The organism is Caldicellulosiruptor changbaiensis, assembly GCF_003999255.1.
Taxonomy (GTDB): domain Bacteria; phylum Bacillota; class Thermoanaerobacteria; order Caldicellulosiruptorales; family Caldicellulosiruptoraceae; genus Caldicellulosiruptor; species Caldicellulosiruptor changbaiensis.
The window spans coordinates 762,263-779,754 of the sequence record NZ_CP034791.1; the positions used below are offsets into that span (position 1 = coordinate 762,263).

General features: G+C 35.8%; 15 protein-coding genes and 1 pseudogene. 15 read left to right on the top strand and 1 reads right to left on the bottom strand.

Annotated features, from left to right (window positions below):
- Nucleotides 1–49 precede the first annotated feature (49 nt).
- Together ELD05_RS03545 and speD are read left to right on the top strand one after the other, a co-directional pair.
- On the top strand, nucleotides 50–850 hold the full coding sequence (locus ELD05_RS03545) for a Cof-type HAD-IIB family hydrolase (protein ID WP_127351388.1): 801 nt from the start codon (nucleotides 50–52) through the stop codon (nucleotides 848–850).
- 185 nt (nucleotides 851–1,035) lie between these two features.
- On the top strand, nucleotides 1,036–1,410 hold the full coding sequence (speD, locus tag ELD05_RS03550; protein ID WP_011916845.1) for an adenosylmethionine decarboxylase: 375 nt from the start codon (nucleotides 1,036–1,038) through the stop codon (nucleotides 1,408–1,410).
- Nucleotides 1,411–1,892: 482 nt separating this feature from the next.
- Here the strand turns inward: speD and ELD05_RS03555 are convergent, their stop codons facing one another.
- Complete coding sequence (locus ELD05_RS03555; protein WP_127351389.1) at nucleotides 1,893–3,020, bottom strand: hypothetical protein; 1,128 nt, start codon at nucleotides 3,018–3,020, stop codon at nucleotides 1,893–1,895.
- A gap of 135 nt (nucleotides 3,021–3,155) precedes the next feature.
- On the opposite strand from ELD05_RS03555, the gene ELD05_RS14310 reads away from it, so the two are divergent.
- The 13 genes and pseudogenes from ELD05_RS14310 (at nucleotide 3,156) to ELD05_RS03615 (ending at nucleotide 17,472) form a co-directional block, all read left to right on the top strand.
- Nucleotides 3,156–3,731 (top strand): hypothetical protein, encoded by a 576-nt coding sequence (locus ELD05_RS14310; protein WP_241243599.1) that lies wholly within the window; start codon nucleotides 3,156–3,158, stop codon nucleotides 3,729–3,731.
- Entirely contained in the window at nucleotides 3,728–8,650 is a 4,923-nt protein-coding gene (locus ELD05_RS03560) for an Ig-like domain-containing protein (protein ID WP_241243600.1), read from the top strand. Before ELD05_RS14310 ends, ELD05_RS03560 begins: the two co-directional genes overlap by 4 nt.
- Complete coding sequence (locus ELD05_RS03565) at nucleotides 8,625–9,221, top strand: hypothetical protein (protein WP_039763725.1); 597 nt, start codon at nucleotides 8,625–8,627, stop codon at nucleotides 9,219–9,221. The genes ELD05_RS03560 and ELD05_RS03565 overlap by 26 nt, the downstream gene beginning before the upstream one ends.
- Nucleotides 9,222–9,422: 201 nt before the next feature.
- Nucleotides 9,423–10,346 carry a carbohydrate kinase family protein gene (locus tag ELD05_RS03570; protein ID WP_011916849.1) on the top strand — a complete coding sequence of 308 codons (924 nt, stop codon included), beginning with the start codon at nucleotides 9,423–9,425 and terminating at the stop codon, nucleotides 10,344–10,346.
- A 44-nt stretch (nucleotides 10,347–10,390) separates the two neighbouring features.
- Complete coding sequence (locus tag ELD05_RS03575) at nucleotides 10,391–10,660, top strand: ACT domain-containing protein (protein ID WP_011916850.1); 270 nt, start codon at nucleotides 10,391–10,393, stop codon at nucleotides 10,658–10,660.
- Nucleotides 10,661–10,691: 31 nt separating this feature from the next.
- A complete protein-coding gene (locus ELD05_RS03580; protein ID WP_011916851.1) occupies nucleotides 10,692–12,050 on the top strand; it encodes a PFL family protein in 1,359 nt (452 codons plus the stop codon).
- Nucleotides 12,051–12,078: 28 nt separating this feature from the next.
- Nucleotides 12,079–12,915, top strand: a complete 837-nt coding sequence (gene dapF, locus ELD05_RS03585; protein WP_011916852.1) for a diaminopimelate epimerase — start codon at nucleotides 12,079–12,081, stop codon at nucleotides 12,913–12,915.
- A gap of 77 nt (nucleotides 12,916–12,992) precedes the next feature.
- On the top strand, nucleotides 12,993–13,166 hold the full coding sequence (locus ELD05_RS03590; protein WP_241243601.1) for a hypothetical protein: 174 nt from the start codon (nucleotides 12,993–12,995) through the stop codon (nucleotides 13,164–13,166).
- Between the two features lie 57 nt (nucleotides 13,167–13,223).
- Nucleotides 13,224–13,466, top strand: coding sequence for a preprotein translocase subunit SecG (gene secG / locus ELD05_RS03595; protein WP_127351390.1), 243 nt, complete (start codon nucleotides 13,224–13,226; stop codon nucleotides 13,464–13,466).
- 109 nt (nucleotides 13,467–13,575) lie between these two features.
- Nucleotides 13,576–14,520: a transposase gene (locus ELD05_RS03600; RefSeq protein ID WP_127350942.1), complete on the top strand. Its 945-nt coding sequence runs from the start codon at nucleotides 13,576–13,578 to the stop codon at nucleotides 14,518–14,520.
- 204 nt (nucleotides 14,521–14,724) lie between these two features.
- Complete coding sequence (locus tag ELD05_RS03605; RefSeq protein ID WP_127351391.1) at nucleotides 14,725–15,330, top strand: IS607 family transposase; 606 nt, start codon at nucleotides 14,725–14,727, stop codon at nucleotides 15,328–15,330.
- Nucleotides 15,299–16,839, top strand: a pseudogene (locus ELD05_RS03610) (IS200/IS605 family accessory protein TnpB-related protein). Before ELD05_RS03605 ends, ELD05_RS03610 begins: the two are co-directional and overlap by 32 nt.
- A 75-nt stretch (nucleotides 16,840–16,914) precedes the next feature.
- A complete protein-coding gene (locus ELD05_RS03615; RefSeq protein WP_011916857.1) occupies nucleotides 16,915–17,472 on the top strand; it encodes an HDIG domain-containing metalloprotein in 558 nt (185 codons plus the stop codon).
- Nucleotides 17,473–17,492 lie beyond the last annotated feature (20 nt).

The window sequence follows — 17,492 nt, forward strand, 5'->3', positions numbered from 1 at the left end:
TTTTATTAGGTTTGCAAAAGACAATAAGGAAGGGAGAAGTGCTTGTAAGATGATAAAGCTTGTTGCAACAGACCTTGACGATAGTCTCCTTTCAAAAGACCTGAAGATAACTCCCAAAAATCTAAAGGCTATTGAATTTTTGAAGAAAAACAATGTAATTTTGATATTGGCATCAGGTCGGCCTTATCCTTCTGTGAAAAAGATTGCCTATGACCTTGAAAATTTTTATCCCATGATAACTTATCAAGGTGCTTTAGTTTACGACCCAAAAGACGATAAAAAGTTATATGGATGTGAGATTCAGCCAAATGATGCAAAAGAGCTTATAAGGCTTGCCAAAGAAGAGAATATACATGTTCACATATACATTGACAATGTCTGGTATGTTGAGGTATTTAATGAGAAGGTAGAGTATTACAAAAACCTGACGGGTCTTGAGCCTGTGAAGGTGGACAATTTTTTAGAGTTTGTAGACAGACCTGTTACAAAGGTTTTGTTTTTTGATGAGCATGAAAGGCTTCAAAAGTTAAAAGAGAGCTTACCTCTTGAGTTTTCAAAAAAGTTTAACATTATGTTTTCTAAGCCTTTTTTCTTGGAGTTCACTGATATTAATGTTTCTAAGGGAAATGCTTTGAAATTTTTAGCGCAATATTATAACCTCAAAAGAGATGAAATAATGGCAATAGGTGATGGTGACAATGACATTTCAATGATTGAATATGCAGGGATTGGGGTTGCAGTCGAAAATGCAACAGAGAAGTTAAAAGAGGTAGCAAGCTTTATAACTTTGAGCTGTGACAATAATGGCTTTGCACATGCTGTTGAAAAAGTATTCAATGTTGAGTTTTAAAAATTTCATGCATATAATAGCATAAAAAAAAGAAAATCTTATAAGTTAATAAGAAAACGAGGGCTAATTTAAAAATTTAAAGGAAAATGATATTTTTTTAAAAAATATATTGACTTTTGAAAAAATTTTGCTAAAATAAATTCTGTTACTTGAAAATAGCAAATTCCAAGAAGGAGGTAGAGAAGATGCACGCATTGGGCAGGCACATTATTGCGGAGCTGTACGGTTGTGACAAGGAAGTACTCAACAACCGCGAGTTAATTGAAAAGATAATGGTAGAGTCAGCACTCAAGGCAGGTGCAGAAGTAAGAGAGGTAGCGTTCCACAAGTTCTCACCACAGGGTGTGAGCGGGGTTGTAGTAATTTCAGAGTCACATTTGACAATTCATACATGGCCAGAACTTGGGTATGCAGCTGTAGATGTGTTTACATGTGGTGAGAGGGTTGACCCATGGCAGGCTTGCAACTACATCACAGAGATGCTCAAAGCAAGCCACATGACAACTACAGAGGTAAAAAGAGGTTTGTTCGAACAACCTGTCAAGGTAGCAAACCTGTAATAATACCTCCTTTTTGTTGATGGTATAAATAGGTTTTCGTTAAAGTTTTGAAGGGATGTGGAACTGGGAATTCTATAAGGAGGATATACCTTGTTTAAATTGTATTACATTTTGAGGTTTTTGATGTATGAAAGAATACAAAAAGGGAAAAATATTTAACTGAAAGACCCCCTTTACTTAAATAAAAATATTTTCGGTGCACAGATAAGACTTTCTGTGCACCAATTTTTTTGGATTTACTAAACTTGGAATTCTGAAAACTTAAAATGTCGAAAGTGAAAAAACATGACATCAACAGCAAACTACTTTTCGAGAAACAGAGGTATTGTCCAAAGTTTTTAATTTCGTTTAACGATTAACACCTGTCAATTTCCTCTAATTGCCAAAACAAAATGGCCTTTAACAATATTAAATTTTATAAAAAAGTTAAATTTAGGACATTAGAATATTAATACTTCGAAAAGCAAATAATTTTCTTATTCTCAATTTTTATGTTTCCTTTTTTCAACTTCATAAAGACTGTGTGACAAAACTTTGATATAGTGCAAAGTGGAAGCTTTTCGTATTAACATAAATACAAAATAAAGATATTTACTGTCTTTCACTTCTTCACTATTTAAGTCTACTCTTGCTCTCGCATAACAGAAACTATCATATTTAACCTTGTTAAATATCTCAATTGGAAGTTGAAAATAAAGAGCAATCGAAGCAGGGTCGATAATTAAATAACCGTTCTTTTTATCAATAATAAATCCTTCATCTTGCCATTTAAACATGTTTTCACCCAGATAAGAACGAGCAAACTCTTTAAGTAACATATTCAAATAAGAAATTTCAAAGGTCATTGGGGATTCTTTCAAAACTTTGTTAATTTCTTTACAAGCAAGTAAAAAGACTTCATTAGGGCTCCATATTTCTATTCGTTTTCTTCTCATACCAGCGCATAAACCATAAAAGGAATCAGGGAAGAATAAATTAACTGCCACTGTTTTTGCATGCGGATTGTCACTATATATATAATTTCTGAAAGCACTGTCAAAAGTATTTTTGTTAGTATATCCATACCAGTCGTAATTGCTTTCTACAGGTCTGTAATTGAACAGCTTGTCAATCAAAAATTCAAAAAGATTTTTGTTCATTCTTTTCAGAAATTTAATACTCTTTTTCTCTTCAATAATCAAATTATAAGAATAAGCAATAGCAAAAGCTTCTTCTTTCTGCCATATTCGACTACAGTTATTTATTCTAGCAAAAACATCGCAGAAGTGGTAAAATTCGAAGCGAGAATAAATAGTTTGTAAAATAATATAAACAACTTGGGCAAGTTCTTTTTCTGAACTTATTGTGAAACCATTTTGGTAAACAAGTTTTAAAATTTCAAGCATAAATTGCAAAACTGCTTCAATTTTAATTCTTAAAAAACCTATCTGCTTGTCAGGAATGTAATATCCTAAAACTTTATTTACAGAACCATAATATACTTTTTGGTAAATTTCCAGCTGAGTATTTTCTATTTCTTTTTCAAGAAACTCAACATAGAACAAACCGTTATTATATTTTTTTCCAGATAAAACCTCAACATATTTTTGGAAGAAAACATTAAAAAGCATGTATTATTTATTTTCACCTCTTTCGAGTATTTACATATTTTCATCATACCTTAAGTTTTAATTTGTTTCAAGCTATATTTACAAAAATAAACTGGATATGATATTATAAAAATAAAAAATAGTGGAGGATAGAGGATGCCAAAAAGAGTAATATCTTTTATTATGCTCTTGTCTTTTTTAATTTCAATTTTGCTTTCCTATCAAGCTTTTTCGTGTTCAGATAAACTTCTAAAAGACATCTCGATATTTGTGACAAAAGTTGAGAGGCTTGACAATAACCAGTATAAAGCAACATGGGGATATGAAAATCCGAATAAGAATACAATAATACTTCCGAAAGGGCACTCTAAACTGCTTGGGGATATCAAAAAAGATGACTGTATTTACAGATTCGAACCGGGGAAACATGCAACTGCTTTTTCAACATTATTTACTGGTGACAGGGTGATTTGGGAGATAAAAAACATTTCGGGAAAAGAAAAAAGGGCTATAGCTTACAAAGAGGCTGCAAATTTAGATTTTAACTCTTCTCTTATATCCATTAATTTTCAGCCGTATATAAAAGGACAAAATAATATTTTAACAGAAGGTTTTATACCAGACAGTGGTGAAGTTTTTTCAAATCAATTCGGGCTTGATTTTGGATTTGAAAAGAAGGCGAAAACCTTCAGGGATAATGCCTGCAAAGACCTCTTGTTGGTACCGGCGTGATATTAGAACATAACAATAAATGGCAGATAAAACTTCCCAATGGAGCTTATGATGTTGTAATAAGTGTGGGGAGTGCAAATAAGGACACATGTAACACAGTTATTGTAGAAGGGCAGGAGTTCTGTTTAAATTTGAAACTCAAAAGAGGTGAATTTCAGCAGATAAAAAAGAGAGTAATTTTAAATGATGAATACCTTACACTCAGCACATCTTTTCACGGTCATTCAAAGACAGTTTTAAATTACATACAGATATTCTCAAAAAAAGTTTGTGGCATCAGCTTAGAGCCGAAGGAAATGGAAATTGAAATAGGTGAGAGTTTATATTTATTTGCTAAAGTTATTCCAGAGTGGGCGGATAATCAAGAAGTAATTTTTAGCAGCGAAAACCCTTCAATTGCCGAAGTAGACCAAAAAGGTATGGTAACAGGAGTTGCAGCCGGAACCACAAATATAATTGCACAAACTAAGGATGGAGGATATAAAGCTGTATGTAAAGTCACAGTTGTAGAGTCTGGTGTGCCATATCAGATTTCTTTTGCAAAGACTCGTTTGGATGTGGAGATTGGCAAAAGCAGAAAGATAGAATATATAATTGAACCTGAAGGGTATAAAGGCAAGATTGAGTGGATTAGCTTAAATCCTAATATTGCTGAGGTGGACTCACAGGGCAATGTAAAAGGAGTTTCAGTAGGAGAGACAAGGGTTAAGGCAAATCTGCCTGAGACAGGAAGTTTTGATGTTTGCAGGATTGTTGTCCACGACAAGTATCCGTATCCATTTGTTCTTATGGCAGACAGTGTCTATGGAGATGTTTATCTTGAGTGGGATGAAGTTTGCAATGCTGAATATTATGTTGTAAAGAGAAAAGCAGAAACTGAAGAGAATTACAAGGAAATAGCAAAGACAAAAAATACAAGTTTTGTAGATACAACATGTTATGAAAATGGCAGATATTATTACGTGGTGTATGCTTACAACAGCTTTGGAGAGAGTCATTCAAACGAAGAAATAGTAGATGTTCGCAACCTCGACAGCGATTTTGATGGCATAAATGACAAAAAAGAGAACATGCAGGGTTTGAACCCCAAAGTGCAGGATAGTGACCGAGATGGGCTTGAAGATAGCTATGAAGCAGAGCTTGGCACAAATCCACTTTCTAAGGATTCTGATAATGACGGACTGAGTGATTATTTTGAACTTGAAATTTCGAAAACAGACCCACTCATTTCTGATTCTGACAGTGATGGCATTATTGATTCCAAAGAAGATTTTGACAATGATAAGCTTGATAATTTGTCTGAAGAAAAAACTTTTACATCTCCAATTTTTTCAGACACAGATTTTGATGGAATTAGTGATTATGATGAAATATTTATCTCAAAAACAAATCCAATAAAAGTAGATACTGACGAAGATGGTTTGTTTGATAAAACAGAAGTAGATAGTGGTTTAAATCCACTTAGCAAAGACAGTGACGGCAATGGCGTAATTGATGGAGAAGAAAGTATCTACCAAGTTGTGTCAGGCGAAAGGCTAAGAAGTGTTAATCAAAATGAACAGGTTGACTTTGGACTCAAGATAAAAGCAAAGGGTGAAATAGTCAACAGTGTTGTTGTTCAAAAAGTTTATAATTCATCCACATTTTTTGCAAATGGCTTTATAGTAGGAGAACCTTTTAAAATTGAATGTTTTGAACCGTTTGAAGTAGCCCAGCTTCAATTTAGGTTAAATGACACTGTTTTAAAGGGAGAGCAGCTGAGCCATTTTGCGGTTGTGTGCTATGATACCAAAGGCGGCAAGTTTAGCTTACCAAAGGCAACATATAATGAGAGTTCAAAAACTATTACTGTTGAAACAAATCATTTCAGTGTATACTATCTTATAAATCTTAAGAAGTATTTAGATATAACTGGCTTAAAAAGTGGGACTGTTTCACCTTCCGGGCAGGCTGATATTGTGTTTGTTATAGACACAACAGGTTCAATGTCAGACGAAATAGATGCTGTCAAGCAAAACATTAACAATTTTGTAGATAAGCTAAAAACAAAAGATATTAGTGTAAATTTAGGGCTTGTAACATACAAAGATATAACATGTGATGGTCTAAATTCAACAGTAGGTCATGGATTTTTCTCATCAGCAGATGACTTCAAAAATGCACTCGGAAGTATAAAAGTTGATGGTGGTGGCGATACACCTGAGACGCTGATTGATGCTCTTGAAACTGCAAGGTTGCTTGGCTTTAGAGAAAACAGCACAAAATTCATAGTTGTTTTAACAGATGCCAACTACAAGCTTGAGAACAGGTTTGGAATAAAGTCAGCAGATGAGATAATAGAAAGACTCAAAAGTGATAATATTATTGTTTCAGTTGTAAGTAATACGTCGTTTGAAGAATTGTATTCTGCTTTTTCCAGCCAAACAAAAGGTATTTTTGCAGACATCTATTCTGACTTTTCTTCAACACTTGAAAAGTTAATTGATTTAGCAAACCAATATGTCAATGATGGCAGCTGGATTGTTTTGTCCAATCTGGATATAATCAAACTTAAAAAAGCTCCAGATTTAAACGACAGTGTTACCGACACTGATGGAGATGGACTTGCTGACTCTGAGGAGCTAAAGAACTCCCAGAAAATAACACTGGAACTTCCATGGGGTGGATTGCTGAAAAATTTAGAAATTTGGGATTTTGTGAGCTATCCTACCAAAGTTGATAGTGATGAGGATGGACTTTCAGATTACGATGAGGTGCTTAAATACAAAACATCTCCTATCGATTTTGATACCGACTGCGACCTTTTGAGCGATCTTGAGGAAATAGAAGCAGGGACAAATCCGGTTGTTGTTGATAGCGATGAAGATGGTTTGAGTGATAGTGTTGAGTTTTATCTATTTCCTGGTGATGAAGCTTTTGATCCTAACACTGAAACAACTTTGTGGGGATGTGACTATGAAGAAGCAGTCCTCTATTTAAGAGAAGAACTTCCGCTTTATGTGAAAAGAAACACAGTTGAGGATGTAATCTTAACAACAACATGCTCTCTTTACAAAAAGCAGCAAACTTTAAATAATTCCAGAAAAAGAAGCAAAGTTACAATGTTGAATAAAAACATAGTTTTTTGCTCAAGAAATGATGAAAAACTTCTGATTGAACCGGATGAAGAGTTAATAATTTGTGAGGGCTCAACCATTTATGTTAACAGCAAATACCCTGAATTGTTTAAAGTTTACGGCTCCTTAAAAATAGGTGGACCTAACAAAAAAACTTATGTGAAAATAGGAAATCCAAATAATTCATTAAAGTCTAATACACTCAAAGCAATTAGAGAATATACTTCAAGAATGACCATTTTTGCGGTAGTAGCCCCAATGGAGTGTGGTAACCAACCCAGATGCGAAATTACGAATATAGAGCTTTCTTCATTTGCGGGTTTTTTAAGCATAGGACACAAGGGATATGTTAAGATAGATGGTTGCACACTTAAGAATGTGAAGACGGGTATATATGTAAGCCCGGTTTGTTCTCCGCAGGGTTCCCAGCTTTGGATTTCAAATACCACATTCCATAGCTGCTCAACAGCCGGGCTGTGGCTTTGCGCAAATATCAAACCTGTCAGGATAAATAAGAGCATATTTTATAGTGCCCCTGTTATAGTTGACAGCAAGGATGCAAATTTGAGGTTTGATGAATGTATATTCGAAAACTGCAATAACAGCAAAGATGAACCGGCATTTAGAACACTGCAAAGAGGCTCAAAAAACATTCTATTTTTATCCTGTGCATTTAGAAACAATAGCATTGGAATACATGCTTATTATCACAAAACAATAGTATTTATAAATGATTGTGTATTTGAAGGGCACAAATATTGCTCAATTTTACGCCAAGTAAATCCTAAGGTTATTGTAGATAGACATACACGGTTTTTAGAAACCATAGAGCCTATCGTAAAATTTGAGGGAGCATCAACAAGCGAAACTCTATTTTCAGCTATTTTAGGATTATTAGATCCTTGTGGTATTAAAGATATCATAGAAATATTAGCAGGCGAAGACATCATAACTGGCGAAGAGATTCCAGGTATCGAGAAAGTTGAAAGGTTACTGTTTTTAACTTTAAATGCTAATGATATAAGAAGAGCAGATGATATTGAAAAGTGGCTTAAATATTTGGATGAAATAGAGAAAAATTCAAGTAAAGAATTCAGGGACTCTGTTGCGAAATATTCACCTGAGTTTGCCGAAAAAATTTGCAGGAAATTGTCGAATTCTGAAATATCAGCGGCAGGAAGACTGTATAATAAGATAGGCGAATTTTTTACCCAAGGATTAAATATCTATATAGACTCACATTACAAAAAACTGATGGAATTATCAGAAGAGTATGGCAGAGAGGCAGTTTATTTGAGCATTCACGAGGGGTTGGAGAATGCCGAAAGAAGACTTGCAAGGATTTTTAAAAATGCAAGAGAGATAAAAAATAAAGAAGATTTAGTATATTTTATAAATAGCAGCGATGAGCTGGCAAAGTCGCTGGGTGTGAGTGCTTTCAAAGAATCCAACTATCGAGATTGTTTGTATAAATATCTGGGTATGGATAACATAAAGGATTTGGCAAACAAGGCATATCAAGTTCACCACATATTTCCACAGAGTTTATTTGGGGAAGGTGGTCTTTATGAATCGATATTTAAAAGAGCGGGGTTGAATGTCCACGATGTGAGGTTTTTGGGGCTGTGGGATGCAAAGGACCATTTGAAGAAAAAGTATGATTATAATGAAGTATGGTTTAAAGAAATGGACGATTTGAAGGAAAAACACGGAAACAGGATAGAAGATATTGATATAATTGAAGTGATAGAAAAAGGAAGGGAGATAGCGAGCAGATATGGGTTTACAAGGGTTAGATTTTAGCTTTTATGACAATTTTTATCATCTTATACCTAGTTGGCGTTCAATGCAAGTAGAAATGCGACAGGAAGACTATTTAAGTGGTAAATATTTAGAGATATTAAGACGAGGGCATGAGATTGTGGAAAAAGAAGGTGCGATAGAGTTTTGGAGGATAAGGAATAAAAGGTTATCAGATGTTCTTACCACAGGAAGTGGTATACTGGTAGTGACGGGCAGGGTGATAGGGATTTTGGAGAGGTATGGGTTTACGGGGTGGAGGAAATTTAAGGTAGTGATAAAGGATAAGAAGAAGGGCGTAATAAGCGAAGGTTACTGGGGAATAAGTGTTGTGAGCAATATATTGAGAAGAAGGAGGGATTTATATCGAGAGGTAGTAGAGGAGAGGCTAAATGGGACTAAGAAGATAAGGAAGTTTGGATGGTATTTTGAGCCTGAGGACTGGGACGGCAGTGATTTTAACCTGCTTGGTGGTGTATCTTTAATAGTTACAAAGAGGGTAAAGGATGTGTTTGAGAAGGAGAAGGTAAAGAATATAAGCATTGATAGTGTGCATGATATTGAGATCTTTTGAGAGGGGCAGAAGAGCCCCTTGTTTTTTAATATGCTATAAAAATTTTTACACTTTTTCTGTGAAGAACTTTTAAGAAGAATGCTAAAAGAGTATATTAAAAGGCTTCTCACAAGGTTTATTTATCCTCTATATTTTCTTCACTTATGAACACTAAATGTTCTATAATAATGTTATACTCAAAGAAAAGGGGGCTACTAGTTTTTGAAAGTTGTCTGCTACGGAGAGGTTTTGATAGATTTTTTGAATGTAAAAGAAAACCTTTTTGAAGCAAACCCGGGTGGTGCACCGGCAAATGTTGCAGCGGCTATCTCAAAGTTTGGAGGAACGTCCTATTTAATTTCACAAGTTGGGAATGACATGTTTGGAAAAATGATTATAGATAGCCTTTCTGCCTGTGGTGTTGACATTTCAAATGTTAAAATAACAGATGAATATTTTACGACACTTGCGTTTGTAAAGCTTGATAGCAGGGGTGAAAGGTCTTTTTCGTTCTCAAGAAAATATGGTGCAGATGTTTACCTGAGAGTGGAAGATATTGATATGAATATCGTAAAGTCAGCTGATATATTTCACTTTGGCTCACTTTCAATGACATATGAACAAAACAAAAGAACCACGTTAGAGCTTTTAAAGATTGCAAGACAAAGCGGTAGCACAATCTCGTATGACCCAAACTACAGAAGTAGCCTGTGGGAAAGCCAAAAAAAGGCTTTAGAGACCATGATTGAACCTGTTGAAAATGGTTTTGTTGATATTCTGAAAATGTCCGAGGAAGAGGTTTTGTTATATGAAAAGGGTGCAGATAACTTTTATAATAGAATAAAAGACAAGGTAAAGATTTTCCTTGTGACACTCGGTGAAAAGGGTAGCATGGTTTTCTTTAAAGGAAAGTCATATTTTGTTGATACAATAAAGGTTGATGTTGTTGACACAACTGGATGTGGAGATTGTTTTGTCGGCATGTTTTTACATGAGATCTCAAAGTCTTTGCCAGTTGAAAATCTATCAGAAGATGAAATTGTGAATATTGTAAAAAAAGCGAACATAGCAGGTGCTCTGTGTGCAACCAAAAAAGGTGCTATTCCTGCAATTCCTGAGTACAGTGAAGTTTTAGAAAGGCTTTGAAATTCAAAAATCTTTATCATAAAAACTTTTGGAGGAAAAGAAACATGAGAGCAATAATAACAGTTGTTGGTAAGGATAAAGTTGGTATAATTGCAGCAATCTCGAGCTTACTTGCTCAGAACAATGTAAATATTCTTGATATAAGCCAGACAATTATGCAGGGGTTTTTTACTATGATAATGCTTGTTGACCTACAAGAGTGCAAATTGAAGTTTTCTGAACTGAAAGACCTTCTCATAAAGAAAGGGCAGGAAATAGGTGTTGATGTAAATATGCAGCACGAAGACCTTTTCAATAACATAAACAGGATATAGTAATTTTTGTTTTTGAGGAGATGAAAGCAGAATGTTCACATCACAGGAGATAATTGAGACCATTAATATGGTAAAGCAAAGCAATTTGGATATTCGAACAATCACAGTAGGGATAAGCCTTTTTGATTGTAGCTCTGACATTCCCCAGAGGTTTATTGATAACATGAGAAAAAAGATTATAAAATATGCTGGGAATCTCAAAAATGTGGCAAATGAGATAGAGGATATGTTTGGGCTACCGATTGTCAACAGAAGGGTTGCGCTAACACCAATTTCACTTTTGACCTTTTCTTATTCATATGAAGACCTTTTAAAGGTTGCGCTTGCCATTGATGAGATTGCCAAAGAACTTGAGATTGACCTGATAGGTGGCTACTCTGCTTCTGTTCACAAGAACTATGATGAAAATACAAAGAAATTCATATCTTCTATCCCAGATGCCTTGGCATCAACAGATAGGCTGTGTTCTTCGGTTGACGTTGGTACAACAAGGTCAGGTATTAACCTTGATGTGATTGCCCATCTTGGGCATATAATAAAAGACATTGCACAAAAAACAAAGGACAAAGACAGTTTCGGATGTGCAAGGTTTGTTGTGTTTGCAAACGCACCAGATGACAATCCATTTATGGCAGGTGCGTTTCATGGGACTGGCGAGGGAGATAGCGCAATAAATGTAGGAATCTCAGGCCCTGGTGTTGTAAAAAGGGCTTTAGAAGGAAAAAAAGATGCTTCAATTGATGAGGTCTATGAGACAATAAAAAAGATGGCATTTAAGATAACAAGGGCTGGTCAGCTTGTTTTAAAGTATGCATCAGAAAGGCTAAACATCCCAATGGGTATTGTTGATTTATCTCTTGCTCCAACACCAAAAATTGGTGATAGCATTGCAGAGATACTTGAAGAGATGGGACTTGAAAAGGTTGGCGGGTATGGCTCTACGTTTGCTTTAGCACTTTTGAACGATGCTGTGAAAAAAGGTGGCGCTATGGCGGCAAGTTTCACAGGTGGACTTTCAGGGGCATTTATTCCTGTATCAGAAGACTCTGGAATGGTAAAGGGAGTAGAGGCAGGGGCACTCTCTTTAGAAAAACTTGAGGCAATGACAAGTGTATGCTCTGTTGGTCTTGATATGATAGTTGTGCCAGGTGATGTAGAAGCTGAAGTTATCTCTGCTATGATTGCAGATGAGATTGCCATAGGCATTTACAACAACAAAACAACTGCTGTGCGCGTAATTCCTGCATATGGTAAAAAAGAAGGAGATGAGGTTAACTTTGGTGGGCTTTTGGGAAGATCAAAGGTGATGAGTATCAACAAAAGTTCACCAAAAAGGCTAATTGAACGTGGAGGAAGAGTTCCACCACCTGTAATTTCGCTGAGAAACTAAAAGTTTTTAAAAGGAGGTAGCAAATGTTATGCTTTTTTCAAAAATGCACGGGCTTGGAAATGACTTTATTGTGATAGATACAAGAGGTAAAGAGGATATAGATTATAACTTGCTTGCAAAGAGGATGTGTCATCGACACATTGGAGTTGGTGCAGATGGTCTGCTGCTTGTATTAAATTCAGATATTGCTGACATCAGGATGAGAATTATCAATTCTGATGGGTCTGAAGCTGAGATGTGTGGAAATGGCATCAGGTGTTTTGCAAAATATGTATATGAAAGAGGAATTGTGAAAGCCACTAAATTCAAAGTTGAGACATTGGCAGGCATAATTGAGCCAGAGCTTTTTGTAAACGAATATGGCCTTGTTGATAAAGTTAAAGTGAATATGGGAAAGCCCAGCTTTAAAAGAAAAGATATACCAATGCAAGGTGACCCAGAAAGTGATGCCATAAATACATCTATTGTAGTTGATGGCAATGAATACAGAATTACATCTCTTTTGATGGGTGTTCCGCACACTATTTTGTTTGTTGATGATGTTGAAAAGGTGGACATTTATACTTTAGGACCAAAAATAGAAAAGCATGAGGCTTTTCCAAGAAAGACAAATGTCAACTTTGTTCAGGTGATTGACAAGAATAATATAAAGGTGAGAACCTGGGAAAGAGGAGCAGGTGCAACATTTGCATGCGGCACTGGATCTTGTGCATCTGTGATAGCAGCAAACTTGAATGGACTTACAGAAAGAAAAGCAAATGTCCACCTTTATTTTGGAACTCTTGAGATACAGTGGCAGGATGATGATACAGTCTTCATGACCGGCCCTGCTGAGGAGGTTTTTGTTGGGGAGTATTTGGAGTAAAGTTCTTTATTTTGATTGAATTTTTCTTATCTTGTGGTATAATTTTAATATGGTTTTTATGGCTTTTTGCAAGGAAGGTGAATGTATTGAAAGTCTTCTATGTTAAGATTGAATACAAAGATGGAAGAAAAGTAGAAGATATCTTTCTCACAAACGCTAAGGCAAAAGAGATGTGTGATTTGCTTTTAGGTGAGGACAAGGAAGGTCAAATTAAACTTGTTGAGACAAAATGCAGAGAAGTGGATTTATAATTTAACCTGTAATTTTTACAAGTCAATACAAAATTTTTTAGGAGGTTTTAAAGCACGATGGCCAAAATAATTCTAACCGTTTTAGAGCTTCTTTTAGCAATTGCACTTATAATTGTTGTGCTTTTGCAGTCAGGCAAGAGCGCAGGGCTTTCTGGGTCAATTGCAGGTGGTGCTGAGACATTTTTTGGAAAGTACAAGGGAAGAACACTTGATGCTATGCTTGGAAGATACACATGGATAATCGCAGCGGCTTTCTTTGTTGTATCAATACTTTTATTCTTAGTAATAAGAGGTTGTTGAATAAAAGAAATAACCATATAGAGTAAACATAGTAACAAAAGAAAAAAGCCCCCTTGTGTTATAATTTTAATTTAAGAGAAAACCACAACAAAACACAAGGGGGAAAAAGATGACTAAGAATATTAAAGCACAAAATAAGAAATTTTTAAAGCTGCTTTTTGTAATAAAAAAGGTTACTGAAGTTTTATCGAGGAAGATAAAGCAAAATAGAAGGGGACGACCGAGGAAATTTAATCTGTTTCAGATAATAGCTTGTTTGGTTTATAAAGTTAAAAAGGGGATAAAGAGTTTCAGAGAATTAGAATATCGAATAAATCAAGACACAGAGTTTAAGCAAGTAGTAGGTATAGAAGAAAGTCCGGACTATTCATATTTTGCAAAGTTGTCAAGAAAAATAGAAAAAGAATACATGCAAGATATAAAAGACATATTAATAGCTAAGATAGAACCTGATATGAGTATAGCGATAGTAGACTCTACGCCGCTGAGAAGTGCCAAAAATGATTCAGAAGCAAAAATAGGTATACATATTACAATAGGATTTTTCAGGGGATACAAATTACATCTTTTGTGTACAGGTAAAGAAGAAGTAATACCACTTTTCTGGATTTTAACAGGGGCAAATGAACATGACTCAAGACAAGAAGAGCTTTTGTATAGGGCATGGGGCTTTGGCTGTGAGATTGTATTAGCAGATGCGGGATACGATTGTAGCAGATGGTTTAATATAGCAAATGAGCTTAAAGTTAAATTTGTTGCTGGGATAAACAAAAGAAACATGAAAAATAAAAACAATGTTAGCAATAGTTTTAGAAGCAAGAACATAAGATTTTTAGAAACTGAAGAGGGTAAAAAGCTATACAAGCAGAGAACAAAGATTGAAAGACTATTTAGCAAATTAAAAGGTGAATATAATCTTGAGAATGTGAGGCTCAAGGGATTTAGAAATTATAAAAGGTATATTGATTGGATACTAATTACTTTTCTATTTGAGCAACTTCTTAGAAAGTTAGAAGGTAAGAAGTTTTCTTTCGCTTATGAATGGAATCAATAACTTTTGTTTATTTTATGTATTGTTGGTAATATTTTTTATTCAACAACCTATTAGTAATAAAGTAAACCTAAGGTTGGTAGCCGACCTTGGGTTTTTATTTTAACCATCATACGTGGTATATTTTTACAATTAAATTACAAAAGAAGGCAGCAACAGTTGAAAATAGTTATGCAAAAGGGTATAATTTTAATTAGGTGATGATAGATGTTATTAAGTATGCAAAAAGTAAAAGAAATATACTCAATCAGTCGAAGGACACTTATAAACTGGGAGAAAGAGGGGTTAATTACCCCTGTTAGAACCCCAAAGGGTAGAAGAAGGTATAAAAAAGAAGACATAGAAAAACTACTGGGTATGATAGAGGAAAAAGCAAAGCCAACCGTTGTTTTGTATGCAAGGGTATCAACAAAAAAGCAAGAAGAGTACCTTAAAAATCAGATAAGAAGACTTGAAGAATATGCCAATTCTCAAGGGTGGCAATATGAGACTATATTTGAGATAGCGAGTGGGGTGAACGAGAACAGAAGGGGACTGTTGAAACTTTTGAACAAGATTAAGAGAGGAGAAGTTGAAAAAGTTGTAGTGGAGAATCCTGACAGACTTGCAAGGTTTGGGTTTGAATATCTCAAATTTTTTATGGAAAGCTATGGAGTAGAACTTATAGTGCTAAACGGTCAAGAAAACGAAGAAGACATAAACAAGGAACTGGCAGAGGATTTAATAGCGATAGTAACATCTTTTGCAGCAAGGATTTATGGTAACAGAGGTGCAAAAAAGCATGGTAACAGTTCAGGCCAAGCTAATTTTTGAAAGCAGGGAAGATAAACAAAAAGTCCTGGACCTTATGAGAAGATGGTCATCATGCATGAGGTATGCATACAAGAGGTTACTTGAAGGTCACACAAGAAATGAACTCAAAAGAGAGCTGCAGGGGATTTTCAATCTTAATTCCCGATACGTGGATGATGCAATAATGAAAGCAAAAAGTATTTTGACCTCCTGCAAAGAAAGAGGCGAAAATCCCAGGAAGGTCATTTTTGGTGGCAGGCAGCTTTTTGAAAAACTAAGGAAGCGACATATAAACGGCGAACAATATAGGAAACTTCAACTTAAGTGGCAGGAGAAAAGAAAGGGGAATCTGTATTCAAGAGGAGACAGGAGCAAGAAAGGTAATCTCAATACAAGGATTGAGATAGACGAAGATTGTACAAGACTTAGAATCAACGTAGGAGAAAGGGAGTATGTATATGCGAGAATACAGCCTGGATGGAAGATAAAAGATGGAAGGTACATTGATAGAAAATCAACTTCTTGAGGCGATAAGTATTTCTGGACAGTCTTATTCTGCTGAGCTGAAACTTAAAAGTGGTATAGTATATGCCTACTTTGCTATTGAGGAAGTTTTCCCAAAACCTGCAATAACGAGAGCGAATGGAGTTATAGGGATAGACACTAATGCATATCCAAAGAATGTTGCATGGGTAGAAACAGATGATCAGGGACAGTTTCTTGGATATGGGGAAATACCACTTGAGAAGCTTGAAAGTGGCAGCTTTGATAAAAGAGAGTATTACAGGTGGCAGTATGCTCATGAGATTGTAAAAATAGCAAAAGAATAAGAGAAAAGCTGTTGTGATTGAAAGACTGGACATGAAAGACAGAGGAAGAAGAGGAGATTTTTCAGGTAGAAAATCAAGACGGATAAGACATTATTTTGGGTACAGGTCACTTTTGGAGAAGGTAAAACTTTTAGCAAAGAGAGAAGGTGTAGAGGTTATAGAAGTAGACCCTGCATACAGTTCTGTAATAGGGATTTTGAAGTACACGCCGCAGTTTATGGTGACAAAGGACGTAGCTGCAGCATACGTAGTAGCAAGAAGGGGGCTTGGACTGAAGGAGAGGATACCGTCAAACTATATGGAGTTTTTGAGATTGCTCGATAGAAGTAGTTTAGAAGAACTAAAAGAGTATGTAAGCAAAACGGTGAAGAATGTAATTTTGAGGAGGAAGCAGATAAAGGAGATTGAGAATGTGATGCGGATGATACAAAGCTCTGAGAGTGAGCCGGGGAAGGTATCAGGGTCTCTGGGTGGAACAAGTTCTGGTACCTGTGGTAAAGGTCACAATCTCTGGCGAGTTCTCAGGGTAGCGGTGGTAACGCCACTTTCCCCTGACAGGATATTGCGTGACATGTCTGTCCTGAAATCGATATTGGTTTCAGGGCAAGTGGGGGAACCGAGATTCGGCGTGAGTTCCTGTTTCTTGGGGCAGGGGCTATGGCTTTCCCAAATACCGCCTGCTGGGGCTGGGAAAGCTTGAAAGGCGGACTATAAATACCCCAGCCGCTAAACTCGTGCAGTTTTGCACAGTTTAGTTGACCAGGAAAATTTTATTATGAGCATAACACGCGATATTGCACTTGAAGAAGTTAAGAAGAGAATTAAAACACCAAACCTGCTTAAACATTGCTTGGCATGTGAGGCTATTATGAGAGGGCTTGCATGCTATTTTGAAGAGGATATGGATAAATGGGGAATATGCGGGCTTGTCCATGACATAGATTATGAGGAGACAAAAAATGACCCAAGCTCACACAGTATAGTTGGTGCAAAAATATTAGAGGATTTAGGGTTTGACAAAGACATTGTGTATGCAGTAAAAGTTCACAACGACGCACATGGTCTTCCCCGTTTAAGTCTTATGGATAAAGCGCTTTACTGTGTTGACCCAACTTCAGGGTTTATTGTTGCAGGTGCGTTGATTCTACCATCAAAAAAGCTCTCTGATGTGACAGTACCATTTTTAATGAACAGGTTTAATGAGAAAAGCTTTGCAAAAGGGGCAAATAGAAGCCAGATGAAGGCATGTTCTGAGCTTGGGCTTGAGCTTGAGGAGTTTTTAAGAATATCTTTAGATGCCATGCAGAAAATAAGTGTAGAGCTTGGGTTGTAGAATAAACTTTTAAAAAAAGA